Here is a 22979-nt window from a genome sequence, read left to right as displayed (position 1 = left end):
CCGTCGGGCGACATCGGTGCGGTCTTCAGATCTCCCCTGGTGCGGGGGCGTCGTCCAAGGCGCCGAGCTCCGCGGTCCGGACGACGAAGCGGGCGGCGTTGCTGGCGGCCTGCTTGTGGAAGTCGTCGCTCTTGTGAAAACCCCAGTCGCAGATGGCCTTGACGACGATCCAATCGACCTTCGCGTGGGCCGCCGCGGCGTAGACTCCGGCGCCCTCCATCTCGCCGCCGATCGCCTCGGGCTGCTGGGCGTGCAGTTCGTCTCGCAGCGCCCGCGAACTCACCAGAGTGCTGGCGGAGAGCAAGGGTCCAAAGTGGATCTTTTCGCCCCCGTTCCAGGTCTGGCCGACCGCCTTAAAGCGGCTGATCAGGCCGGGTGACGGCGTGACGTAGTCACCGCGGATGTGCAGCGTCTGCGGTCCGTCGGGCGCGGTTGTCTCCTCCAGAGCCGCAGCGGCCTCCGCCGCACTGGTGAAGGGCCTTCCCGGCTTGTGGCCAGCAGGTTCGGCCACCTTTCGGTGGTCGATAGCCCGCAGTTGGTCGCAGACGAGGATGTCCCCGAACTCGTGCTTGTCCGGACGCAGGCCGTAACAGATGCCGGTGAGGATCAGGAAGTCCGGCTTGACGCGGCCGACCAGTGCCGCGGCCGAGATGGCGGCCGAGCCCGGTCCCACGGAGCCGGGCTCCACCTGGACGAGCATGATCTGGGTACGGCCGACCGGCCCCAGCCGCACCACCGTCTGGTGGGGCAGGAAGAGGAATTCCGGCTCTGTCCTGTTGACCCGCCACACCGCTTCCCGGACGGCCTGGTGTTCCTCGTCGGTGGCCACCATGATCACGGTCCGGGTGAATTCGTTGAGCACAGCCAGTTCCCTTTCGGCTCGGCGCCGGGCGATGTCCCGAGCGCGGACGTACTGGCGGACCGCGGCGACGCCCACGAAGAGGCCCATCAGCGACATGAAGCTGGTCAGCACCCCGATGGTCCAGGCCTGGCGGGTGGCGGGCGTCAGCCCGTACGGGTCGGTGAAGAACAGCCGCTGGACGAGCCAGCGCAGGGCGGGCCAATAATGGACCGGGTGCTGGCGGCACTCTCCGAGGCACGCCGCCCGCTCCCAGTCGGCCACCAGCCGGGCGGCGACGACCAGCAGCACCGCCATTCCCGCCACGTACCAGAAGAGGAAACCGCCCCGGTCGAAGACCCGTTCCGGGGCGCGTACGGCCCGGTGCGCGGACATCCGCACGCTGATTCCCACACCGGCGCCCCAGATCCGGCCGTGCCTGGTCCAGGCGTGGACCGCGTCACGCATGGCCTGGGTCGTCCCTGCCTGAGCGAGGCAGACCAACGTCTCGGTCACGTTGACCAGCGGCAGCTCCACCCCCTCGTCGCGGCCGCGTTCCCGGATGCGTGCCCGCAGTAGCTCGGCCAGATGGCGCTCGGTCCGATCTAGCAGGGGTCGCAGCCGGCTGCCGTCTACGTGGTGGCAAAGCGTCATCGTCCAGTACTGCCCGGGCACCAGTTCGCCGACGAGGACCTCGTCGGGCTGCCTGGGCCGGCCGAACTGACGGAAGAACCAGGCACCGGCGGCGACTACAAGGCAGGAGAGCAGCACGGCGACGTGTAGCAGTGCGCCGCAGACCAGCAAGAGCGCGAAGGCTCCGGCCGCCGGTCGGTCGGCCCCGGCGAACAGCGCAGCGAGACCGGCGCCGGCCAGCAGCAGCGTCGGCGGCAGGGCAAAGAGGATGACGTCCCAGCCTCGGGACAAACGGCGCAGCACGGAGAGCCGAAGGCCGCCGGCGGTCGGCTGGGCGGTGTCGCCGGGCGGCCGGAGCAGCGCCAGCGAGTCGGGGTTGCGCCAGACGAGTCGGCCGTCCCGAGCTGCGGTGTAGAGGAGGATCGCCAGCGGCGCCCGGCCGCGGATCACGCCGAGGGGGCCGCGTGGCCGCACCACGTCCAGGGCGTCGCCGGCGTACTCGGTCAGTCGGATCGACCGGGCGGCGGCGAGGCACTGCGCCCAGGTCGGCTGAGGGCTCAACTCGCACATCCGGAGTTCCCCGTCGGCTCGCCGAACTTCACCACGGTGAGTTCGATCTTCTCTAGGGATTCGGGGGTGGTGCCCGGCGGCGCGGACTGGCCGACGACGATCCAGTTCCGGTCGAGGACCGGAACCCGCTCCTGCCCGAGGCCGTCCCGGGGCAGCAGCACGTAGAAGCCGGCCTCGCGCAGCGCGTCCTGGGCGTCCTGCAGGTCGTGGCAGATCACGCGCGGCACGACGCCGTCGCGGACCACTATCGGGGCCTGCTGGTCGGTGGGGCGGAGGACGGTTAGCGTGACGGTCAGCCCGGGCGGAAGCGCACTGCCGCCCGGCGGGTCCTGGCGGACGACGACCCAGTTGCCCTTCTCGAGGATGGTGCGACCGTCACCGCTGGCATCGACGGCACGGACGGACAGGAAGCCGTCGGCGCGCAGCATCCGCTCGCCGTCACTGAGCCGTTCGCCGGTTACGTCGGGCAGGACGGCCGCGGGCGAACCGGCAGCCGGGGTGGACGCGCCGGGCCCGCTCGGGGACGCGGGGCTGTCCGGCGGGGTCGACGACGCGGTCGGCGTCGACGCCGGCGCGGTCTCCGGCGTGGCGGGACCGGGTTCCGTCCCGCATGCGGTCAGCGGTGGCGCGGCGATCGCCAGCCCGACGACGAAGGTCAGGCTGCGGCGGGGTGGCCACTGGTGCACGTCTGTCACCTCGATCGTGATGCGGAGTGCGCGATGGGATGCGATGGAGGCGCGGCGGTTCGGTCGCTTGCGATGGTGAGCTGCGGCTGTCGCGGAGGGTGAAGCGAACCGTAACGATGGGAGATCGTGGAGAGGGACGGCCGTTCGTGGCCTTTGGCTCAACTGACGAGCACAAAAGACGGTGCACGTTGTTCCGCCTGGTCCCGTCAACCGGACCGGAACCCGTAGTCCTATCTGGTCAGACTCCTGTCGGATGCCGGACAACCGATCGCCCGGAGAGCGGCCGGGAGGCACGCCATTACTGTCTCGATGACAGTAAGTCCGCCCGCCATTACTGTCAATCGGACAGCAACTAAAGTGGGTGCGGTGAACCGACGACCGCACGCGCAGCTCCGCCTGACGGCCGACCTCGCGATCCTCACGGTGCGTCAGGGCCGCCTGGAGGTGCTGACCGTCCGGCGGGGCAACAAGCCCTTCCTCGGGCAACCGGCGTTACCCGGCGGCTTCGTCCGCGACGACGAGAGCGTCGACGACGCTGCCGCCCGGGAACTCGAAGAGGAGACCGGCCTCAAGGGGCTGCACCTGGAGCAGCTCGCCGTCTTCAGCGAACCGGACCGGGACCCGCGTGGTCGGGTGGTGACCGTCGCCTACCTCGCCATCGCCCCGGACCTGCCAACCCCGCAGCCGGGTTCGGACGCCGCGGCCGCCTCGTGGGAACCGGTGGACCGCATGCTCACCCCCGGGGCCGACCTCGCGTTCGACCACGCCCGGATCCTCACCACCGCCGTGGAACGCGCGCGCAGCAAGCTCGAGTATACGACGCTGGCTGCGGCGTTCTGCGGCGAGACCTTCACCGTCGCGGACCTGCGAAGTGTCTACGAGACCCTTTGGGGAACGCCGATCGACCAGCGCAACTTCAGCCGCAAGGTGCTCAACACTGAGGGCTTCATCACTCCGACCGGCCAGCGCATCTCCTCGGGGGTCGGCCGACCGGCGATTCTCTACCGGCGCGGCCCGGCGACCACCCTCCACCCGCCGATGCTGCGGCAGTCCATGCCTACATCACCCGATGCGGACTGACCGTCGGCCACGGTCAGAGTGCGACGTCCCGCCCGCTCTGCCACAGCAGTTCGTACTGTTCGCGGAAGAGCTGGTACCACTGGCTGTCCCGAACCGCTTCCAGGCAGAAGGACGGATCGGCCGCCAACGTCCGGTGCTGGTAGATCTCGACGTGGATCCGTCCGTGCGGCTCCTCGGGGTCGATCAGGCACATGCCGAACGTCGGGACGAACGGCAGCAGCCGCACCTGCAACCGGCCGCCGTCGGGGGGCGACGTGGCCAGGACCCGGAGCAGGTCGATTGTCGCGTTGACCCGGCGGCGGTAAAAGCCGGGCGCATCGGCCTTGCGGCTGCGGGCCGCTGCCTCGGCCCCCGCGTTACCGTCCACGTCGATCAACAGCACCCGCACCCGTGCGCCTGCCCGCAGCCGAAGTTCCAGCACCGGCAGCAAGTCCCGCACCGTACGGGTCAGCGTCACGCCGACGAGCCGGATGTCGGCCGCGGTGGCCCCCTCGACGTCCAAGGGCGGCATCCGCGAGGCGAAGAACCGGTCTGCGGCGACCTGGCCGTCCGTGTCCGACGCCAGCCGGTCCAGCGCCGCGCCGATCGCACCAGCCTGATGCCGCCCCGCCAGCATCGAGGTCGCCACGACTGCCAGCACGGCGAGGGTAGCGGCGGCGATCACTTTGCCGTCCACCACGCTTAGTACGCCCAGCAGCGCCACGACGACCGCCACCACGACCGCCACGTAGAGGTCGACGTTACGGCCCTGACGGATGTCCTTGGCGATCTCCTGCAGACGGAGCGGCTCCGCGCCGGGCAGCGACGGACGACCGTTGCGGTGGGCTGGGTCAGTCGACATGGCCGAAACTGTGTCACACCCGGACCACCACGCGGAGGGCTCCACATCGGTCGGTTGGGCACGGCCTCCGTTCCCTCAGGAGCCGTCAGAAAGCGCCGAGCGGACGGCAATCAGCTCCGGCCGGACCGGCGGACGCGCACCGCTTCGGCGCTCCGGAGGGCGAACACCGCCAGCCAGAGCGCGGCCGCTGCGCCGAAGCCGTTCGGCTAACGCGGACTCGCCTGCGCGGTCCGCCGCCCGTACGGCGAACGCGCCCGCGGCGTCGCCGCCCGACTGGCGAGGCCGCCGAGCCCGCCGAGCTGGCACTCATCGGACGTCGCCACGCTTGACGTCATTTGAGGGTTGTAGCGCACAACGTCGTCAGGGAATCGAGGTAAGCGCAGTGTTCCAGCACCTCGTGGGCGACTCTGTCGAGCTGGCCGTATTCATCGAGGAGGCCCCTGCTGAGAAAGGGGCGGCGCGGCCAGATGCGAGTGGCGAGGCGTACGAGGTCGCGGGCGGGTAGGTCGTAGCGGCTGTGCTCGAAGTCGATCAGCCGGACTATGCCGTCGTCGCCGTAGACCATGTTGCGAGGCATGAAGTCGAGGTGGCACGGCACGGCCGCTAGCGGTGCGAGGTCTCGTAGGGCTCGCATGTGGGCGCTAACCTCGGCGCGGTAGCTGGGCGTGATCTGATCTCCAGCGAGGCGAATCCAGTGCTCAGCGCGTTCGGCGAGCCAGGCCGTCCAGTCCGGTTCGAGGCGGGGCGGTCCGGCGGCGTGCAGTGTCTTGAGTAGTTGTCCTGCCTGCCGGTATGCATCCTGCTCGGCCTCGAGGTCGAGCTGCCGCTGGCTGAGTGGGACGCCCGGTACGGCGGTGATGACGATGGCCGGTGGGTCTTCGGTTGTTGCGAGCAGCCGGGGCGCCCTGTCACCGAGGGCGGGGACCCAGGTGCGGTAAGCGTGGACTTCTTGGATGTGGCGGGCGGGCCTGCGGTGGATCTTGACGATCACCTCACCCTGCGCGGTCGTCGCGGCGCGTAGGGCACGAGTGCCGGCGTGGCCGGGGTGCCAGCTCACGGGCTTGGCGTCGGTGTCGAGGAGACGTTGGCAGAGCGCGAGGTGAACGCTGAGGTCAGTCATGGCGGGGTCGGAGGTGTCGGATGTCGTTGTGGGTGACCAGCTGCCAGATGGTGCGGCCGAAGCGGTTGGTTGGCCGCTGCCACTGGGCGACGGAGGCATGGTCGGTGACGAAGCCGAGCCGCACGCAGGCATTCCGGTGCAGGCCGAGGAGCAGGGTGTGCGCCGCTTCGACGGTTTCCCCATGGGCCGCGAGGAGAATTCGTTCACCATCGTGGCGGGCGAGGATCTTCTGTAGCGCTGCGGTGGCCCGGTCGAGGTACTCGTTCCATGTCTCGGAGCCGGAAGCGTACTGGTGGTCGGGGTTGTGCTGAGGCGGCCCTTGGAAGGAGCTCTTGACGTCGACCCAGGGTCGGCCGTCGGCGTCGCCGTGGTCAGGACCGCGGAGGTCCGGGTCGATCGTGGCGGGCAAGCGCAGGGCTCTGGTGATGATCTCGGCGGTCTGGGCCACGCGGAGTCGGGGTGTGGCGTAGAAGGCGGCATATGGTCGGTGGGCGTGCTCGGCGGCCAGCCGGGCGGCGAGTTGCACCGCCTGGTTCCGGCCGAGAACGGTGAGGCCGGTGCAGCCCTGTTTGCCGCCGACGATTCCGGCTACGTTGCAGGCGGCTTCGCCGTGGCGGGCGATCACGAGTTCGGTCATGGAGGCCATCCGAGGGCTCCTTCTCTGGTCGGCTCGGCGGGGAACGGGTCGGGCCAGGGTCGGACGGTGGGCCAGGGGTGCCGGTAGCCGTTGCGGCCGAGGTGTCGCAGCGTCAGTAGGTAGTGCAGTTCGGCGTACTGCTGTAGGTCGGCCAAGCTGCTGAGCTGAGGCGCGACCGCGACCCGGTAGGTGTCGAGGCAGCGGTAGAGCCATCGGTTGTTGAGGCGGCCGTAGGTCAGGGAGGCGGTGACCAGCAGGCCGGCCAGGTCGTAGCCGAAGGGAGCGAGCGTCAGGTCGTCGAAGTCGACGACGGCGACGCCATTGCCGTTCGCAAGGTAATTCCGGATGTTCGGGTCCTTGTAGAACGCCGCCGGCTGCCGGGCTCTGTTAAGTACGGCGTCGATAGTCGACCCGTGGACGCCCGCCGCCGCAGCGGCGCGGTGTAGCGCCTCCTGCCGCGGGCTGGCAAAGTCCGGGATGACGAGTCCGGTCGAGGTGATGTGGGGTTGATCGAGGCTGGCGGCCTGTAGTTCGTGTCGGTGCGCGGCAGCGTGGAGCCGGCCGAGTGCCGCAGCGACTCGCGGAAGATCCCTGGGCTTCGGTGTGTGCCCCGGCAGCCGTTCGAAGATCAGATACTGGACATTCCGCGCGACAAGCGCCGGGAGGCGGACGCCGGAGTCCAGGCCGGTGAGCCAGGTGTGGTGGGCGGCAGCGGCGGCGCAGCGTTCCGGGTCGTCGTACCGCTTGACGAAGATGGCCCCGCTCATGGCCGCACCGCTGTGGCGTAGCTGACGGTGGATTGGGTTGTGTAGGGCGGTGCGGGCAGCCGCTGTCGGAGGGTCGCTGCGATAGCGGGGATCCCGCCGGTCAAGGTGATCCGGTATTTGGGTGTGGTCGTGAGATAGCGGGCGAGGTGCGTGGCGTCCGCGAAGTAGAAGACGTGTTCCTCGTGCTGGACGTCGACGACGGTCAGATTGGTGGCGGCGATGGTGTGCAGGTTGCCGCTGTGGAAGCTCTCGTAGAGGCTCGATCGCCTCGTGGCATGTGGGTCGAGGCCGGCGGCGTGGACCAGATGGTCGAGTTCGGCGTAGCTATCCAGGGACTTGGTGACCAGGACGGCTGTACCGCCAGGGCGTAGGCAGCGGGCGATCTCCGCCACGGCCAGACCTGGCGTCGGAGAGTGGTACAGGCAGAAGGCGGCAACTGCGGCGTCGGCAACGCTGCCCGGCAGCGGCAGGTGGTGGAAGTCAGCGCAGACCACTGAGCCCAACGCGCCAGCGTCGCCGAGGCGGTCGCGGGTGGTGCGGAGAAGCGCGGCCGAGGCGTCGACGGCAACGAGCCGGCGGGGCCGGATTCGGTCGGCCAGGCGCAGGGTTGTGGTGCCGCGCCCGCAACCGATGTCGAGCACGGCCGCCCCGGCCGGGACCCTGGCAGCGAGCAGGTCGGCGATCGTGCCGGCGACATCGCTGCCGCTGATTTTGGCACGATGCAGCGCGTGAGTGCGGTCGGCGAGTCGGCCGTCGCGCCGGTAGAGGTCGCCGTGGACCAGCGTGGGGTCAAGGAACGGGTTGGCCGACATTCGTCGCCTCCCGTTCCGCTGCGGTCAGGTCACGGGCTGATGCTCGTCGCGGACGCGTTTGATCAGTTGGGCGGCCTGGCGGCGGCTGGTGAGGGTGATCAGGTGGACGTGTGGCCCGTGTTCTCGGATGAGGTTCTGGACTCGCGGGCGCATGGTGCGCCGGTAGCCGAGGATGTAGCGGATGAAGTTCCAGGTGATGCGGTCGTAGACGCAGTCCTGGTGGTGTTGCCCGCCCCGGTAGCGCCAGCGGCGCTGGGCGATGCCCCACAGGCAGGTTCTGGCCGGTAGGTCGAGGAAGATCACGGTGTCCGCGGCGGCGAGTCGGATCGGCAGGGTACCGGCATAGTTGCCCTCGATGATCCATCGTTCGCCAGCGACAAGTTTCTCCTGTTGGGCGGTGAACTCGTCCTGCGGTAAGGGGTTCCAGTGCTCGTCGTAGTAGGTCGTGTCGAGGTGCGTCAACGGCGCGTCGAGGATCCGGGCCAGCTGGCGTGCGACGGTGGACTTGCCGCTGCCGCCGCAGCCGATGATGGCGATCCTGTCCATGGTTCTCCAGGGTAGAGGTGTGGGGCGCTCGTCCGGTGGTGACACGGTAGGTCATGGCAGCACCTACTCCGGGTGATGAAGCAGGTAGGTGAGCACCTCGAGCTGGGTCGAGAGCCGGAATGGGTCGAGGTGCCGTAGGCACCCCGCGATCAGTTTGGCGTGGTCACCGGTGCCGGCGATCTCGCTGAGCCAGCCGATGCGGTGCCGCACGTCCGTGGCGTCGCGGACGATCAGTGACGAGGGAACAAGGGCGTCAGCGCCACGGACGTCACGAGGCAGCAGGGGCACGCAGCCGGCGAGGACGGCCTCGAAGATCCGTTGGGTCATCTGTCCTGCTTCGGCGTACCGGGCGGGAAGCAGCAGGACGGTGGCGAGCGCGTCGGCGTAGATCGCGGACACTCTAGGGAAAGGAACGCGGCCGATGAAGTTCAGATCCGGCCAGCGCCTGGTGGCGGCCCACTTGCCGGCGATCAGGTGGGGCAGTTGGGCGGCGGCCGGCGCGAAGTAGGTGTCGAACGCGTGGTCGCGGTCGTACTGGTTGCCGACGTAGACCAGCGGGGTGCGGCGGGGCAGGGCCGCCAGCGCAGCCGGGTCAGCGGCGTCGATAGCCGTGTCGGCGATAGGGAAAAGGAGTGGTACCGCGCCCGGAGTCGAATGCAGAGCCGGTTCACAGACGGTGACGTTGCGGGTACGGCGGAGGGGGTCCGTGGCGGGCAGCCGGCGGTCCTTGTCCCACAGGACCGTTGGAGTGCCGACCTGGTAGGTGTAGTGGTCAAGCAGCTCGACCTGCCGATGCAGGTCGCAGGTGTGGCCGGGTCGCCCGCAGACGATGGTGTTACGACCGGGAATGGGCCAGCGCCATTCGAGAAACAGCGCGTCGAGGTCGGGCAGGCCTACGTCCCAGCGGTAGTGGCCAGTGAGATCGTCACCGGCCTCGCACAGGTCCCGGTTTGGTTGAAGGAAGACGATGTCATGGCCGGCTGCACCTAGCCCGTCGACCAAGGTCCGGCGGTGGCTGCGGCCTCCGTCCGGGGTGTCGGTGATGCCGGGTCCAAGGAATCCCCAGAAGCTGTAGCCAATTCTCACTTGGTCACCCACCAGCCTTCGATGAGCAGCGCGTCCAGGCCGGATTCGATCAGGCAGTCCAGCGCCATCTCCGGTGTGCCGCAGATCGGCTTGCCTTTGATGTTCAGCGAGGTGTTGATCAGCACGGGGTGGCCGGTGATCTCACCGAAGCGGGTGAGAACGTCGGCGAGGAAGGGGTGCTGCTCGCGCGTGACGGTCTGGACTCGGGCGGTGCCGTTGACGTGCACGATCGCGGGTAGCTTGTCGCGGGTCAGCTCGGTCACGGGAGCCGCGAGCGACATGTACGGCGACGGTTGGCGTAGCCGGAAATAGTCGGTGGCCTTGTCGGCGAGGACGACAGGGGCGAAAGGTCGGAACGGTTCGCGGAACTTGACGGTGGCGTTGAGCCGCTCGACCACACCGGCCTCCAACGGCGAGGCGAGGATCGACCGATGCCCCAGTGCCCGTGGGCCGGCCTCCAGCGCGCCGGTGAACAACCCCACGATCGCCCCGTCGGCCAACTGCCGGGCCAGATGTTGAGCGGGTTCGGCGGGTCGGCTTGCGTGCAGTCCCGCGCGCGGTGCTGCCGGCAGTACCAGGTCGGGATAGGCGGGGCCGAGGTAGCAGTGATGGCGGAGGCCGGTGGGTGGGCGGCCGGTCACGTCGAGCCAGGCGTGGACGGCGGCGCCGATCGCGGTGCCCGCATCGCCAGGGGCGGGCGGTACATGCACCTCGTCGACGATGCCGGCCTGGGCGATGAGGCCGGCGCTGACACAGTTCATCGCTACTCCACCACCCAGGCAGAGCAGCCCCGAGCCGGTCAGCCGGCAGGCCCGCTCGGCGAGATGCAGCATCACCTGCTCGGTGCGTTCCTGCAGTGCAGCGGCCAGATCGGCATGCACAGGCTCTACCGGTGCCGTCGGCGTGCGGGGCGGGCACGTTGCGGCGGTGAACGCGGGCGTGCCCCGGCCGTAGCGGCTGGCGAGCACCCGCAGGGCGATCAGCGCTGGGTCGAGGGTGAACCCGTCGGCGGTGAGCCGGATCGCCCGGCACATCAGCTCTCGGAACCGGGCGGGGTCGCCGAGGGCGGCCAGCGCCATCACGGTGCCTTCCTCGTCACCCCGCCGCCAGCCGAGGTGCTCGGTGACGGCACCGTAGGCGTAGCCGAGGGAGGCCGGGTCGTCGATCGCGTGCGCCAGGTTGAGGCTGAGCCGCGAGTTGCGTTGACGGGCGTGCCAGGTGGTGGTGGTCTGCAACTCTCCGAGGCTGTCGACGATCAGGACCGCCGCGTCGTCCACACCGGCGGCGGCAAAGGCGTACAGAGCATGCGCCCGGTGGTGTGGCACCGGTTGCAGTCGAGCGCGCGGGAACCGCTCGGCCAGGTCCCGCATCCGGGCCTGGTAGCGGCGGTGGACCGTGGTGAAGCTCCTCGCCCGTGGTACGGCTCGAGCGCGGCTGTCCGCCTGTCGCAGATGGGTCGGCAGTTGACCCAGCGCGCGTAGGTAGCGGCGTCCGTCGAAGTTGTACGCGACCGTGGTCACGTCCGACGGCGTCAGGCCGGCCTCGTCGAGCAGCCAGGCGACGCCGTGTGCCGGGTAGGTCTTGCTGTGCTTGACCCCGTCGAGCCGTTCCTCCTCGACGAAGCCGATCAGGTGGCCGTCGACCAGCAGCGCCGCCGCCGAGTCATGCGTGTACGCGCACAGCCCAAGCACCACATCCGCGGTCATGCCAGCTCCGGCGATACGACGGCCGGCCGGGTGAGGTGCTGGTACCAGGCGACGAGAGCAGCGCCGAGCGGTCCTGGGGTGTCGTGGGCGACCTTGCTAGCCAGGTCCCGCTCGCCGAGCTTCCATGTCCGGTAGCTGGTCAGCACTTGCCCGAACGTGTCCCACAGGGTGCCGTCAGGCAGGTCGCCGTCACCGGAGATGACCTGTGCGAGGACAACATCCAGGCTGGGCCAGTCCACGCCGATCGGATCCATCTCGGTGACAGTCGGTTCGTGGTGGAGACACTCGGCGGCAGCCGGAGCATGATCGGCGTAGAGGTGCAGCGAGTCGACGTGGTGGTGGTATTCGCCGACCTCGACACCGAGCCAGCCGGCCATCAGTTCCTGCAGGAGCGTGGTCGCGAAGATGTCGTACGGGAAGCCGAGCCACAGGTCCTGGCTGCGCATGGTGGTGTGCATCTCGAGTCGGCCCTGCCGGATCAGGAACCGGTACCCGAGAGTGCACGGCACATCGCGGTAGCCGCGGTGGTCGCGTCCCGGGTCGTAGATCTGGACGACGGTCTGTCGGGAGTCCCGGTCGGCCGTCAGCTTCCGGACGGCCGCGTCGAGCTGGTCGAGGTTGCCGCCCCACCGGCGGATCCGTGGCCCGTACGCGCCCTGCAGGATTCCGTCGTCCGCGTAGCGGCGCAGGTTGTTGTTGAAGTCGAAGATCCACGGATCGTCCGAGCCGGAGAGGATCCACAGCGCCTCGGCGACGGCGAATGCCGGGTTGATGACGCGTATGGGCGGCACGGAGACCAGCCGGCGCCGAGGTTTGCTCAGGCACAGGTGCATGCCGACGACCCTGGTGGTCATCATGTCGCGCGGGCAGGCGATGCGACCGTTGAGCAGTACTGCCTGGCAGGCGGCGGTGAACAACTCGCTCGCGGAATCCGCTTTCAAGACGATCATGAGAACCTTCCTTCAAGGTCAGGAGGTGAAGGCCGCGAGCCGGTCGCGGGAGAGATTGACCAGCCAGGAGGACTGCCGGGCCATGCCCTCGTGCAGGCCGACGGTGGGCCAGTAGCCGAGCAGCCGGCCGGCAAGGGTCAGGTCCGCGGACGTGGCGGGAACGTCACCGGGCTGCGCGTCGGCTACCTGGACGGGAATGTGCCGTCCGGTAACCGTGGACGCCTCCTGGATGGCGCCGCGCATGGACACGCTCGCGCCGCCGCCGACATTTACGACAGCGCAGCGGGTATCGATGTGAGCGGCGGCGATCGTCGCGGCGACGACGTCGGTGATGTAGGTGAACTCCCGCCGTTGGCTGCCGTCGCCGAAGAGGGTGACCGGGAGGCCGGTGTAGGCCGCGAACAGCAGCCGGCCGATGGCCATGTCGGGTCGCTGCCGTGGTCCGTACACGGTGAAGTAGCGCAGCGCCACGACGCTGAGCTGGCTGTCGGGGCGACGGGCGTATGCCAGGCACAGTTGCTCAGCGGCGAGCTTGCTCACCCCGTACGGCGACACCGGACAGGTCGGGTCGGTTTCGCGGCTGGGCCGCTCCGCCGGGCCGTAGACGCTGGATGACGAGGCGTAGACCAACCGCCGTACGACCGAGCGGGCGCAGGCGTCGAGCAGCCGGTGGGTGCCGAGCACGTTGGACTGGGCGTAGTCGTGGAACTCCATGCCCCAGGAGGGCCGCACGCCCGGCCGGGCAGCCAGGTGAAACACGATGTCGCAGCCCTCGAGAGTGTCATCGAGCGGGTCGGTGGCAAGATCGCGGCAGAGCGGTGTGAACAGCGGATTGCCGGCTGCGGCTGACAGGTTCTCGTCAGCGAGGGCGTCCTGGCCGAGGCGGCGGCGGTCCAGGCCGACCACCTGCAGGCCCCGGGCGAGAAGCGCGTCGACGACGTGCGAGCCGATGAAGCCGGCGGCGCCGGTCACCAACGCCCGCGCCGTCACCGGCGGCCACCGGCCTGAACTGGTTGCGACAGCATGCGCTGCCACACGAAGGTGAGCAGGAGGGGCTCGGTCTGGGAGACCTTTGCCTGGCCGGTCGCCGGTATGCGGGGCTGCACCGCCGGATCGGCCCCATCCGTGGCGCCCGTGGAGGCGTGCCGCGAGACGTACACCGTCATGACGTCACCGCCCGACGAGTTGCGGTTGACTCCCGCTGGTTGGTCCGGTCGTGGCGGGCCCGCCGAGGCGCCGGCGGGCCCGCCGTGGTGAGGCGGCGGCTGGGAGCACCCCGCCGGTCACCCGCCCGCGCAGCCCCGATGGCGGTACGCGGGCGAGGAGTCAACCTCACGACTGCACCCCCGGGCCGCCGCCACAACAAGCGGCGCCTGCTTGATGGCCGTCTTGTCTGATTTCTTCACCGTGAATCCCCTGGCGTCGATGACATTGGGTTGGTGAGCTGGAGCCGCCCAGCAGCGTCCGTCGATGCTCGTCAACAGCGAACCGCCCAGCGGACCCGATCGGTACCGTCCACGACCCGTCCGCTCGCAACCAGGTAGTGACGGCCCGTAGCGGAGATGGCTAACGTGACCGTCGTCGACAGAGGACGTACGGAGGTGCTCGCATGGCCGGACGGCGCCACCCCGCCAATCGGCGGCTAGCGTGGGAGAGGCTCCAGCGGGGCTGGTCCTACGAGGAGGTCGCCGAGCGCATCCGCACGGGAATGAGCCATGCCGGGGAGACCGATACCGGGCTGAACGCCAACACCGTGCGGCGGTGGGAAACCGGTGAGCGGTGGCCTGACCCGCGCTACCGCAAGCACCTCGTGGCCATCTTCAGCAAGCCGGCGAGCCAGCTCGGTCTTCTCACCCCCGACGAGCTGGCGATGCGTCCGCAGGCGGAGACACTGCACGAGTTCAGGAGGTTGTGGGAGATGATCACTGGAGGCGACGACACCGGCTGGGACCGGGCAACTGTTCTGCGCGCGTTGTTCGGCGCCAGCATGCTTCCCCTGGTGGCGCCCCTACTGTCCCTCGATCCGCAGGCCGCGTACGCCCAAGCCAAGGCCATAGATCCAGACGCGTACGCCGAGATCGTGCGGTGCCAGCGCACGCTGTACTGGACCAGCCCCGCCCGGCCGCTTTACGAGGCCGCGTACGCCCACACCCAGCTCGGTAGCGGACTCGTCCGCGCGTCTACCGGCACCAGCCGAGCGAGCCTCGCTGGCGCCCTCGCCGAATCGGCGCTGCTCACCGCACGACTGGCGTTCTTCGATCTTAACCAGCCCGCCGTCGCGCAGCGCTGCTACGACGTCGCCCTCGCCGCTACCCGTGAGGCCGGAGACCACGCTTTGGCCGCCGCCGTCCTCGGCCACATGGCCTTTATCCCCGCCTTCGGACATGATCCAGCCGCAGCACGGTCACTGATCGATGCGGCGCTCCAGCACACCTGGCACGGCGTCAGCCCCGCCGTCCGCTCCTGGCTTCACTGCGTGGCCTCGGAAGTCGAAGCTCGCGCGGGTGCGGGAGCGGCAAGTCGCCACCAGATCGACCTCGCTGCCACCGCGCTCGAAGTGCGTCCTGAGGTGCCCGCATGGTTCGACTACTACGACACCGGCCGGCTGCACTCCTTTGCCGGCTACGCGGTCCTCGCCGCTGGCGACCATGCCGAGGCCGCCCGCCACCTGGCCGAATCCCTCGCCGGCTTGACCGCGACCGGCGCCAAGCAGCGCAGCGTCGTCCTCGCCGACCTGGCCTCGGCGCATAGCAGCGACGGCGACCACGCTGCCACCTACCTCAACCAGGCTTTGGACGCCCTGCACACCGACTGGTACGGCACCGGGCTGGAACGGGTCAGAACGGTCCGGCAGGTACTCGGCGACAGCCGAGAGGGCGGCCAACTCGACGATCGCATCGCCGCCCTCGCGACCAGCCGGGCCGCTCTTCCGGGGAGCTAAATTGCCGACTCGTTGTGCCTGCGTACCAGTTCGGGCAGCTCGGCGAGCGAGTCAAGCTGAAAGAGGCAGCGGTCGCTGACGGCCTTGTCGTCGAGAATGTGCCCCCATGGGCCGCGTCGTACCAGGGCGGTCGCGAGTCCGGCGGCCTGAGCGGGGCGAATGTCGTTGTCCAGCCGGTCCCCAACGTAGAGCACTCGGCCGGCGGGGCAGCCGGCCTCCGCGACGACGCGGTCGAAGAACGCGGCCGACGGTTTCTCGACGTTCCAGCCGTCCGATGTGCCGATCACGTCGACCGGCAGATCCAGGGCGCGCAAGATGGTCTCGGCTCGGGCAGTCTGGTTGCCGGCCAGGCCGACCTGCACGCCTAACTCCCGTAGGGCCGCCAGACAGGGCCGGGCGTCCGGGTACAGGTTCTCCTCGGAAAAGTGTTCCGGTTGTCCGGCGTCGGCCCGGCGTTGCCGCTCCTTGGCCAGGTCGAAGCCGGGCTGGAACACCTGAAACGTCTCGCGGTAGTCCAGGCCGCGGGCGATGACGGCGCCGAAGACTGCCGAAAAGGTGTGTCGTGGAACGCCGAGCCAGTCGGCCCAGGTGCCGTACTCCCGGGACTCGTCGACGATCGTCTCACCCACGTCGAAGAACACACTCGAGATCATCCTGGGATTGTGCCTCTCGGGCTCAGGCGGATCAACGCGTGCTGCAGGCGGGGTCGTCGCATGGATCGTGTCGCCTGCGCTGGCAGGGAACCACCGCTGCTGGGCGCGTCCCGTGCCTTGCCGACGATTCGATGCGGCTCGCTACGTGGCGGATGGCACGGTTCCGTCTTCGAGGTAGACGCCGCCCCGCCCGATCGCGGCAACCGCCGCGGCAACCCGCCGAGCCAACCGGGGGATAAACACTTCGCCCAGGCGCTCCGGCTCGACGAACTCGAAGCCGTCGAGCTCGTCCGGGCACAGACGTATTGCCGCGATCTGGTCCGCGGTCAGTACTCCGCCGTCGAACAGGAACATGAGCCCGCCGTCCCACGGCGGGCTCGCCGGCACCCAGTCGACGCACAGCAGCGCCCCTGCGGGTATAGACAGGCCCAGCTCCTCGCGGACCTCGCGCGTGCAGGCGTCTGCCGGGGACTCGTCCGGCTCCACGGTTCCGCCGGGAACTTCCCACACGTCCTTGTAGGCCGGGTGGACCAGCAGCACCCGGCCGGTCTGGTCGCGGAGGAGCACGCCGGCCGCCGCGCGGACCCGCGTCACGCTGGCGATGTAGGAGAGGTCCGGTTCGGTCTGCGCCTCGGCCATGCGACCGACCCTACGGGCTCGCCCTCGGCGCATAGCCCGTTCCTGAGGGAGGCGCGGTAACACCCTCTAGCTCTGTCGCTTTGAGTAACCATCGTTTCGGTGCGTGGTGTGATCCCCGAGTCGGGATGGGCTTATCGCGTGCCCCGGAATGACCGACGCTGCCTTTTGGTGCCGAGCGCGAAGATCAACTATCGATCGTTTGCTTTGACCGTACCGTGCTTTATGTCCTCAGCTCTTCGGCTGATTCACTGAACAGTGATCTCCAGAATCGGCCCCAAAACCACGGTTTGGGTATGTGGGTGCTCGCACGGCCCGCCGACACCTCGCCTAACTGCTCACGCCGAGCGCTGGCTCCGGTCACGGCGATCCCGGCTACCGACCTCCCGGCCGGAACATCGAACACTGTCTGTTACGGCTGTGGGAAACAAGATGTTGGACCGTCGGGGCCGGAGGGATCATCGGAGAATGGGCGACCAGGGTGCCACGCGGCGGTTGTCCCCGCGGCGGTGGCGGATCCTGTCGTACCTGGCGCAGCACGGCTCCGCGTCGACGCTGGACGTGGCGCTTGTCTGCGGAGTATCGCGGCTGACGGCTCACCGAGACCTGGTGGGATTGCACGAGGCGGGACTCGTGCACCGCGACCGCTCGGCGGAGGACCGGACCCACACCTGGTGGTACGAGGTCACGCCCGAGGGAACCGACGTGCTCCGGCGCGTCCTGGCAGCGTCGGGGCGGCCGGTTCCGCTGCGGTTGGGTCAGCGGCCCTCCGGCAAGGCGGATGCCCTGCTGTTCCTACCGCTGGTGGAGGTGTCGCGGCGCAACCCGGGGCGGTGCGAGCTGTTCCAGTGGCTGGCGATGATGGAGACCTCGTCGTGGTTGCGCCAGCACGACCTGGCGCAGTTGCGGGCCGACGGCTATGGCGTCTGGCTGCAGGACGGGCGGTGCCTGCGGTTCCTGGTCCACGTCGATCGTGGCCCGATCGGTGGCGTCGTCGCCGAGCACGAGCGAGCGACGTCAGGGCTGGGTGGATTGTTGGCCGGCTACCGGCGTGCGGACCAGCTGGTGCCGGTCGGGGCAGTTCTGGTGATCGTTCAGGACGCCGAGCGGGAGGAACGACTGCGGGCCGACCTTCGCCGCGAGCCGCTGCGGAACGCTGTCGCCACGACCACGCAGCAGTTGTTGTACCGCCACTGGCCGGATGAGCAGGTATGGCAGGTGCCGGGCGAGATCGGCAGGCGTCGCCTCATCGAGGTCGGATCCTGACCGCACCACGTCACGATTCCCGGGCTGCGGCCGACGTCAGCGGGATGGTGCGGGACCTCACCAGCCGCGGTCCCCACCGGCAGGCAGCCGTTCAGCGCAGCACCCGCGACGGCTGAAAGCTGGCCCTACCGCGCCTGCACGAGCCAGCTTTCTATGGCAGCGAAGTCGTCCTCGGTCAGGCCACGACGGGGATCGACCCGATGCAGCAGGGCCGGGCCAGGGTGATGAATCGATACCCACTGCTGATCGGCGTGGGAGATCTCGTCGTCGACCCAGACGAAGGGGCGTCCCTGCGCCCACTCGACCAGTCCACGGGTCTTCCAGTGCAGGGCGCCCATCTCGTCGGAGTCGGGCCAGTCCACGACCGGCAGGGTCGGTAGCCCGAGCAGCGGCGCGAGCACGTCGTTCGCGTCGCTCATCCAGGTCGTCGCCCACACCAGATCACACGGCAGGGCCTCCAGTCGGCGGCCGTGTTCTGGATTGACCTTGTGCAGCAGGGGATGGGCGTCGGCCGGTAGGGCCGGTGTCTCAGCATAGCCCTGCGGCATGCCCGGCTGAGCCGCCGTGGGTGTTCCGAGCGGGATGAGAGTGCCGTCCACGTCGAGGAACAGCAAGGGACGCGGTGCAGGGGCGGACATGACCCAAGAGGCTAGCCCTCACCCCGCCAACGGCTACCTCCGCGCGCTTGCCCCAAGGCCATTCGTTTAGCTGCTGCTCCTGGCAGCGGGCAGTCACGCGCCGCTGACCCCGACCCCGACCGCGGCAGGGGCGGTGCCGGGATGCCTCTCACCAGATCCCTTCCGCTCCGGCGGCGCCGGTGACCCGACCAGCCAGCAACACCACATCCACACCTCACCAAGGAGTTCTCGTGCTTTCGTCGACACCTTCACCTACTGCCGTAGGCATTGGCAGTGACGAGTTCCGGCTTGATCCCCGTTCGGGGATCGGGCTTGGCGTCAGCGTTGACGTCAGTCTTCAGCCGGACCCCCGAACCGACCCCCTGTTTCCTCTCACACCGCACGTCAGTCCGTCTGCCAGTGTCGTCGGCTTGTCCTGCGACAGACCCTGCCTGGTCTCGGGTCTCTCCCCCTGGGGCTGGCATTCCGTACCCGGGGAAGGAGGTGGTAGCTGGTGGATGATCCGGTCCTTCGGGTTCAGTCCCAGCTGACCGGCCGTGATCGTGTGCTGTTGGGCTGGTTGTACGACCACGGCGTGTTGACGTCGTTCCAGATCACGACCGCCCTGTTCCCGTCCCTCGATTTCTGCCAGCGGCGGTTGCGGACCTTGTACCGGTTGCGGTTGGTGGCCCGGTTCCGGCCTCAGCGGGCCGACGGCGGCTCGTACCCGTACCACTACGTCATCGACCAGCTCGGGGCCGAGGTCGTCGCTGCAAGCCGGGACGAGCGTCCACCGCGGCGGGACCACGCCCGGGTGGAGCGGCGGCGGTGGACCTCGACCCGCAGCCTCGCCCACCGCCTCGGGGTGAACGGTTTCTTCACCGACCTGGCCGGGCACGCCCGCACCCATCCGGGTGCCGGCTTGGTGGAGTGGTTGCCGGAGGTGGTGTGCCAGCGCGCCGGTACGTTCACCAGCCGGAAGGATCCGGGGCTGGTGCGGGCGTATCAGCCCCGGGTCCGCCCGGACGGCTACGGCCGGTGGGTCGAGAACGGTGTCGAGGTGCCGTTCTTCGTCGAGTACGACACCGGCGCCGAGCAGTTGTCGATCCTGGCCGGCAAGGTGGACGGCTATCAGGAGCTGTTCGGCACGATCGAGCGGGCGTGGCCGGTGCTGTTCTGGCTGCACTCGGCCGCCCGCGAGCGCAACCTACGCCGCGTGCTGGCCGACGTGCCGCTGTCGGTGCCGGTCGCCACCGGGGCCCGCGACCACGCCGCGACGGCCGGCCTTGGCCCAGCGGAGGCGGTGTGGGCCGTGGCCGGCGGGGAAGGGCAGCGGCTGCGGCTAGCGGATCTCGCCGGGTACTCCGTCGACGCCTCCAGCGGGGCGGGTGAGGCGGCGTGATCGGCGACGGCACGACGGCGGCGGACAGTACCTCCGCTGCGGAGCGGACAGCGAGGTTCGGCGTCTGTCACGGATCTGTCGTGAGCGGCTCGGCCGGTGCTGACAGATCCGTGAGAGCACCGGACGTCCGCTCCCACAGCGGCCAGACCGCGTCCCGGTCCCGCGTCCGCGGGGGGCGTCCACGTCCAGCGTCCGGACCCCGTCCAGATGGTTATCCGACGTCGGGTCGGTCCGCTACTCGGTCCTGCCGCCTACCGCTGGCGGACGGACCGAAACCCCGGTCCGGGTCGAGGAGGTGATCGGCCACGACAGCACCGACCTCTGAACCGGATACCAGTCCGCGCGATAACCGCGTGGAGGGCGGCGTCCAGGTCGTCATCATGCTGGCCATCGGCAGCGCAGCTGGAGCGGCCAGCTTCACCCATGTGCACAACGTCGCCGCCGCGCACGGTCAATCCGGCTGGCTGGCCTGGGCCGACGCGATCGTCCTAGAGCTGATGTCCATCGCCTCCGGCCTGGAACTCCGACGCCGTAAACGCGCCCACACCTCCACCGTGTTCCCAGCCACCGTGCTGGCCTGCGCCGTCACCCTGTCCCTGGCAGCGCAGGTCGACGAGGCCGAACCCTCGATCATCGGCTGGGTCGCCGCCGCCGTACCCGCGCTCGGGTTCCTCGTCATGGTCAAGATCGCCCTCGGCCGAACCAGCACCGCCACGCCCGCCAACACCGGGACCGTCGGGGACCGCCGACTGGACGAGGCCGGACGGACCGGTCCGGACAGCGGACCGGACGAGACGGTGCGGTCCGCTGTCACGGCGGGGGAGCGGTCCAGCACCGGGACCGTCCGCTCACCGGATGCTCGTCGCCGGAGTGGCGGACGGGACCGGCAGCAGCGAGCGGACCGGGGACGGTCCGCGCAGCCGTCCGGCGACGTTGGCGAGCTGCTGCCGGCGGCGCGTATGGTCCGGGACCGGCTCGCCGCGGACGGGCAGGCACTGACCCGGGCAGCGCTCGCTGAAGCCCTCCGCGCAGCCGGTCACACCGTGTCCAACACCCGAGTATCCAAACTCCTCAAGACTCTCAAGACCGAGCCGCCGACCGCACCCGTAACGGCCGTCGACCCGGTCGAGCCGACCAAACCGACGCCACCGCCTCTGTCACCGGAGCGCCGCAATGGCGCCCGAGCAGCCACCCCTACGCCGGTCGACCCCGGCGGGATCACCCCGCTCCTACCGCACAGCCATCCATCTCACAGCCAGGAGAAGCCTGATCATGATCAGCTCAACGAATCACGATGACGAGACCACCCGCATCACGACCGACAGCACCACCACCGTGCCCGGCGTCGGGGAGGTGTGGACGGTTGAGCGCATCCGTGCCCTCGGGGTGACCACCACCCTCGCCACCACCGCATCGGTGCTCGGGATCAGCCGATCCCAGGCGTACCGGCTCGCCGCCACCGACCAGTTCCCTATACCGCTGATCCGGGCCGGCAGCCGCATCATCGTCCCGGTCGCCGCCCTGCTCCACCTCCTTCAACCCGACCCCGCCGCTACCGGCGGCGGGCGACTTGAAGCCGACGCGAAGGTGAGCGTGGATGCGATAACCCCGCCACCAGCGGATTCCACCCGACACCGCTGGCGGCACCACCGAGAGCATCCAGGAGACGATGAGTGAAGGGATCCACCTTCAAACGCTGCGGCTGCAGCGACAGCATCACGGGCCGGCGACTGGGACGCTCCTGTCCCCAGCTTCGCCGGCCCGGCGGCGGCTGGTCCCGCACCCACGGCCACTGGCACTGGCAGATCGAGGTACCCGCCCGCGCCGACGGCACCCGCCGCCCACTGCGCCACGGCCCCTATGCCACCCAGGCTGACGCGGACGCTGTCCTGGATCGCATCCGGGCCGCGCTCGCTGTCCCCGATCCCACCGACCCGCACACGACCGTCAAGACCGGCGACTTGATTGAGGCCGCCGTCAAGACCGGCGCGCCCGTGCCCACCCCGGATCAGGTTCGACGGGCGCTGCACCTGGACATCACCCCGACCGAACTCCCGACGATGGAGGTGTATCTGACCGACTGGCTGGCGGGACGCAAGAACATCAAGGCAGGCACCCTGCGCTCCTACGAAGGGCACATCCGGCTGTACCTGATCCCGCACCTCGGCCACCTGGGCATCGACCGGCTCCGCCCCGGCCACATCGACGCCATGTACGACGCCATCGACGAACGCAACACCACCATCACCACCCTGCGCGCCAGCCGCGACCCCGCCAAACGCGAACAAGTCAAAGGCCAGCGCACCGTCGGCCCGGCCAGCCAGCACCGCATCCACGCCACCCTGCGCAAAGCGCTCAACGACGCGATGCGCCGCCACCGGCTCATCGATATCAACCCCGCCCTCATGGTCGAGCTACCCCCAGCCCGGCTGCCCAAGCCCACCGTCTGGACCGACCAACGCGTCAAGACCTGGCGCGACACCGGCAAGATCCCCAGCCCCGTCATGATCTGGACACCCGAACAAACCGGGAAGTTCCTCGACCACACCCACGACGCGAACGACCGGCTCTACCCCCTCTACCACCTGATCACCTTCACCGGCCTCCGCCGCGGCGAAGCATGCGGCCTGCACTGGGAGGACATCGACCTCGACGCCCAGACCCTCGTCGTCCGATGGCAACTTGTGCAACACGGCTGGGCCACTGCCATCGACACCCCGAAAACCAGCGACAGCGAGGCCGCAGTCGCCCTCGACGCCGAAACCGTCAAGATCCTACGCGCCCACCGCCCCCGCCAACACCGTGAACGCCTCGCCGCCGGCGCCGCGTGGACCAAGACCGGCCTCGTCTTCACCACCCCCACCGGTGGTCGGCTCCACCCCGCCGACGTCACCGACCACTTCCACCACCTCGTCAGCAAGGCCGGGCTTCCACCTATCCGGCTCCACGACCTCCGCCACGGCGCTGCGACCATGGGCCTGGCTGCTGGCGTCCAGATGAAGGTGATCTCCAGTCGGCTCCGGCACTCCAACCCCCACTTCACCGCCAAGTTCTACGGCGATGTCCTCCCCGAGCTCTCGCACGCCGCTGCCGAGGCAACAGCGGCTGTGGTGCCCCGACGGCGAGGCGGCGGAGCGCAACCGGCATAGGCAGCCGGGAGCGACAGATGCTCGCGGTCGTGGACCTTCCTCA

Annotated in this window: 23 protein-coding genes; 7 read left to right on the top strand and 16 right to left on the bottom strand. The window is 69.4% G+C overall.

Annotated elements, in window-relative coordinates; genetic code table 11:
- Positions 1-25: 25 nt before the first annotated feature.
- Positions 26-1921 carry a hypothetical protein gene (locus FXF50_RS11130; RefSeq protein WP_148427137.1) on the bottom strand — a complete coding sequence of 632 codons (1896 nt, stop codon included), beginning with the start codon at positions 1919-1921 and terminating at the stop codon, positions 26-28.
- Between the two features lie 107 nt (positions 1922-2028).
- Positions 2029-2727, bottom strand: a complete 699-nt coding sequence (locus tag FXF50_RS11125) for a PASTA domain-containing protein (RefSeq protein WP_187399620.1) — start codon at positions 2725-2727, stop codon at positions 2029-2031.
- Positions 2728-3093: 366 nt separating this feature from the next.
- Between FXF50_RS11125 and FXF50_RS11120 the strand changes: the two genes are divergently transcribed.
- Positions 3094-3807: an NUDIX domain-containing protein gene (locus FXF50_RS11120; RefSeq protein WP_255509987.1), complete on the top strand. Its 714-nt coding sequence runs from the start codon at positions 3094-3096 to the stop codon at positions 3805-3807.
- 13 nt (positions 3808-3820) lie between these two features.
- Here FXF50_RS11120 and FXF50_RS11115 read toward each other — a convergent pair whose 3' ends face one another.
- The 11 genes from FXF50_RS11115 to amcA all read right to left on the bottom strand — a co-directional run bounded on the left by FXF50_RS11115 (position 3821) and on the right by amcA (position 13438).
- Positions 3821-4648 carry a hypothetical protein gene (locus FXF50_RS11115; protein WP_148427134.1) on the bottom strand — a complete coding sequence of 276 codons (828 nt, stop codon included), beginning with the start codon at positions 4646-4648 and terminating at the stop codon, positions 3821-3823.
- 331 nt (positions 4649-4979) lie between these two features.
- Complete coding sequence (locus FXF50_RS11110) at positions 4980-5768, bottom strand: aminoglycoside phosphotransferase family protein (protein WP_148427133.1); 789 nt, start codon at positions 5766-5768, stop codon at positions 4980-4982.
- A complete protein-coding gene (locus FXF50_RS11105; RefSeq protein WP_148427132.1) occupies positions 5761-6414 on the bottom strand; it encodes a histidine phosphatase family protein in 654 nt (217 codons plus the stop codon). The genes FXF50_RS11110 and FXF50_RS11105 overlap by 8 nt, the downstream gene beginning before the upstream one ends.
- Positions 6402-7172: a phosphotransferase gene (locus FXF50_RS11100; protein ID WP_148427131.1), complete on the bottom strand. Its 771-nt coding sequence runs from the start codon at positions 7170-7172 to the stop codon at positions 6402-6404. Before FXF50_RS11100 ends, FXF50_RS11105 begins: the two co-directional genes overlap by 13 nt.
- Positions 7169-7984, bottom strand: a complete 816-nt coding sequence (locus FXF50_RS11095; protein ID WP_148427130.1) for a class I SAM-dependent methyltransferase — start codon at positions 7982-7984, stop codon at positions 7169-7171. Before FXF50_RS11095 ends, FXF50_RS11100 begins: the two co-directional genes overlap by 4 nt.
- A 24-nt stretch (positions 7985-8008) precedes the next feature.
- Entirely contained in the window at positions 8009-8530 is a 522-nt protein-coding gene (locus FXF50_RS11090; RefSeq protein ID WP_148427129.1) for a topology modulation protein, read from the bottom strand.
- A gap of 63 nt (positions 8531-8593) precedes the next feature.
- Positions 8594-9616, bottom strand: coding sequence for a hypothetical protein (locus FXF50_RS11085; RefSeq protein WP_148427128.1), 1023 nt, complete (start codon positions 9614-9616; stop codon positions 8594-8596).
- On the bottom strand, positions 9613-11322 hold the full coding sequence (locus FXF50_RS11080; protein ID WP_148427127.1) for a carbamoyltransferase C-terminal domain-containing protein: 1710 nt from the start codon (positions 11320-11322) through the stop codon (positions 9613-9615). Before FXF50_RS11080 ends, FXF50_RS11085 begins: the two co-directional genes overlap by 4 nt.
- Positions 11319-12272, bottom strand: a complete 954-nt coding sequence (locus FXF50_RS11075) for a thymidylate synthase (RefSeq protein WP_148427126.1) — start codon at positions 12270-12272, stop codon at positions 11319-11321. The genes FXF50_RS11080 and FXF50_RS11075 overlap by 4 nt, the downstream gene beginning before the upstream one ends.
- 18 nt (positions 12273-12290) lie before the next feature.
- Positions 12291-13244, bottom strand: a complete 954-nt coding sequence (locus FXF50_RS11070; protein WP_255509986.1) for an NAD(P)-dependent oxidoreductase — start codon at positions 13242-13244, stop codon at positions 12291-12293.
- Positions 13245-13258: 14 nt separating this feature from the next.
- On the bottom strand, positions 13259-13438 hold the full coding sequence (amcA, locus tag FXF50_RS11065; RefSeq protein ID WP_148427124.1) for a multiple cyclophane-containing RiPP AmcA: 180 nt from the start codon (positions 13436-13438) through the stop codon (positions 13259-13261).
- Between the two features lie 443 nt (positions 13439-13881).
- On the opposite strand from amcA, the gene FXF50_RS11060 reads away from it, so the two are divergent.
- The gene (locus FXF50_RS11060) at positions 13882-15213 is read left to right on the top strand and encodes a helix-turn-helix transcriptional regulator (RefSeq protein WP_148427123.1); all 1332 of its coding nucleotides are present in this window, start codon (positions 13882-13884) and stop codon (positions 15211-15213) included.
- Here FXF50_RS11060 and FXF50_RS11055 read toward each other — a convergent pair.
- Positions 15210-15866: an HAD family hydrolase gene (locus FXF50_RS11055; protein WP_148427122.1), complete on the bottom strand. Its 657-nt coding sequence runs from the start codon at positions 15864-15866 to the stop codon at positions 15210-15212. The two genes, FXF50_RS11060 and FXF50_RS11055, sit on opposite strands and share 4 nt — an antisense overlap.
- A gap of 141 nt (positions 15867-16007) precedes the next feature.
- A complete protein-coding gene (locus FXF50_RS11050; RefSeq protein WP_148427121.1) occupies positions 16008-16505 on the bottom strand; it encodes an NUDIX hydrolase in 498 nt (165 codons plus the stop codon).
- A gap of 465 nt (positions 16506-16970) precedes the next feature.
- Between FXF50_RS11050 and FXF50_RS11045 the strand changes: the two genes are divergently transcribed.
- Positions 16971-17768, top strand: coding sequence for a DeoR family transcriptional regulator (locus FXF50_RS11045; protein WP_255509985.1), 798 nt, complete (start codon positions 16971-16973; stop codon positions 17766-17768).
- 125 nt (positions 17769-17893) lie between these two features.
- On the opposite strand, the gene FXF50_RS11040 is transcribed toward FXF50_RS11045, so the two are convergent.
- The gene (locus FXF50_RS11040) at positions 17894-18406 is read right to left on the bottom strand and encodes an HAD domain-containing protein (protein WP_148427120.1); all 513 of its coding nucleotides are present in this window, start codon (positions 18404-18406) and stop codon (positions 17894-17896) included.
- A 493-nt stretch (positions 18407-18899) separates the two neighbouring features.
- On the opposite strand from FXF50_RS11040, the gene FXF50_RS11035 reads away from it, so the two are divergent.
- From FXF50_RS11035 to FXF50_RS11020, 4 genes are all read left to right on the top strand, one after another.
- Entirely contained in the window at positions 18900-19787 is an 888-nt protein-coding gene (locus FXF50_RS11035; protein ID WP_148427119.1) for a replication-relaxation family protein, read from the top strand.
- 380 nt (positions 19788-20167) lie between these two features.
- Complete coding sequence (locus FXF50_RS11030; protein ID WP_148427269.1) at positions 20168-21085, top strand: DUF2637 domain-containing protein; 918 nt, start codon at positions 20168-20170, stop codon at positions 21083-21085.
- Complete coding sequence (locus FXF50_RS11025; protein WP_148427118.1) at positions 21060-21464, top strand: AlpA family transcriptional regulator; 405 nt, start codon at positions 21060-21062, stop codon at positions 21462-21464. Before FXF50_RS11030 ends, FXF50_RS11025 begins: the two co-directional genes overlap by 26 nt.
- On the top strand, positions 21461-22936 hold the full coding sequence (locus FXF50_RS11020; protein ID WP_148427117.1) for a tyrosine-type recombinase/integrase: 1476 nt from the start codon (positions 21461-21463) through the stop codon (positions 22934-22936). The genes FXF50_RS11025 and FXF50_RS11020 overlap by 4 nt, the downstream gene beginning before the upstream one ends.
- Positions 22937-22979: the final 43 nt, after the last annotated feature.

Source organism: Micromonospora sp. AP08 (assembly GCF_008085935.1).
GTDB classification, from domain to species: domain Bacteria; phylum Actinomycetota; class Actinomycetes; order Mycobacteriales; family Micromonosporaceae; genus Micromonospora; species Micromonospora chersina.
Note: the sequence above shows the minus strand (reverse complement) of the source record. Positions and strands in the feature narration are given on the sequence as shown.

Bases quoted from the DNA above. Each gene is read 5' to 3' on its own strand.
- FXF50_RS11115 (WP_148427134.1), bottom strand. From the start codon at position 4,648: ATGTCGACTGACCCAGCCCACCGCAACGGTCGTCCGTCGCTGCCCGGC.
- FXF50_RS11110 (WP_148427133.1), bottom strand. From the start codon at position 5,768: ATGACTGACCTCAGCGTTCACCTCGCGCTCTGCCAACGTCTCCTCGAC.
- FXF50_RS11105 (WP_148427132.1), bottom strand. From the start codon at position 6,414: ATGGCCTCCATGACCGAACTCGTGATCGCCCGCCACGGCGAAGCCGCC.
- FXF50_RS11100 (WP_148427131.1), bottom strand. From the start codon at position 7,172: ATGAGCGGGGCCATCTTCGTCAAGCGGTACGACGACCCGGAACGCTGC.
- FXF50_RS11095 (WP_148427130.1), bottom strand. From the start codon at position 7,984: ATGTCGGCCAACCCGTTCCTTGACCCCACGCTGGTCCACGGCGACCTC.
- FXF50_RS11090 (WP_148427129.1), bottom strand. From the start codon at position 8,530: ATGGACAGGATCGCCATCATCGGCTGCGGCGGCAGCGGCAAGTCCACC.
- FXF50_RS11080 (WP_148427127.1), bottom strand. From the start codon at position 11,322: ATGACCGCGGATGTGGTGCTTGGGCTGTGCGCGTACACGCATGACTCG.
- FXF50_RS11075 (WP_148427126.1), bottom strand. From the start codon at position 12,272: ATGATCGTCTTGAAAGCGGATTCCGCGAGCGAGTTGTTCACCGCCGCC.
- amcA (WP_148427124.1), bottom strand. From the start codon at position 13,438: ATGACGGTGTACGTCTCGCGGCACGCCTCCACGGGCGCCACGGATGGG.
- FXF50_RS11060 (WP_148427123.1), top strand. From the start codon at position 13,882: ATGGCCGGACGGCGCCACCCCGCCAATCGGCGGCTAGCGTGGGAGAGG.
- FXF50_RS11055 (WP_148427122.1), bottom strand. From the start codon at position 15,866: ATGATCTCGAGTGTGTTCTTCGACGTGGGTGAGACGATCGTCGACGAG.
- FXF50_RS11050 (WP_148427121.1), bottom strand. From the start codon at position 16,505: ATGGCCGAGGCGCAGACCGAACCGGACCTCTCCTACATCGCCAGCGTG.
- FXF50_RS11045 (WP_255509985.1), top strand. From the start codon at position 16,971: ATGGGCGACCAGGGTGCCACGCGGCGGTTGTCCCCGCGGCGGTGGCGG.
- FXF50_RS11040 (WP_148427120.1), bottom strand. From the start codon at position 18,406: ATGTCCGCCCCTGCACCGCGTCCCTTGCTGTTCCTCGACGTGGACGGC.
- FXF50_RS11030 (WP_148427269.1), top strand. From the start codon at position 20,168: ATGCTGGCCATCGGCAGCGCAGCTGGAGCGGCCAGCTTCACCCATGTG.
- FXF50_RS11025 (WP_148427118.1), top strand. From the start codon at position 21,060: ATGATCAGCTCAACGAATCACGATGACGAGACCACCCGCATCACGACC.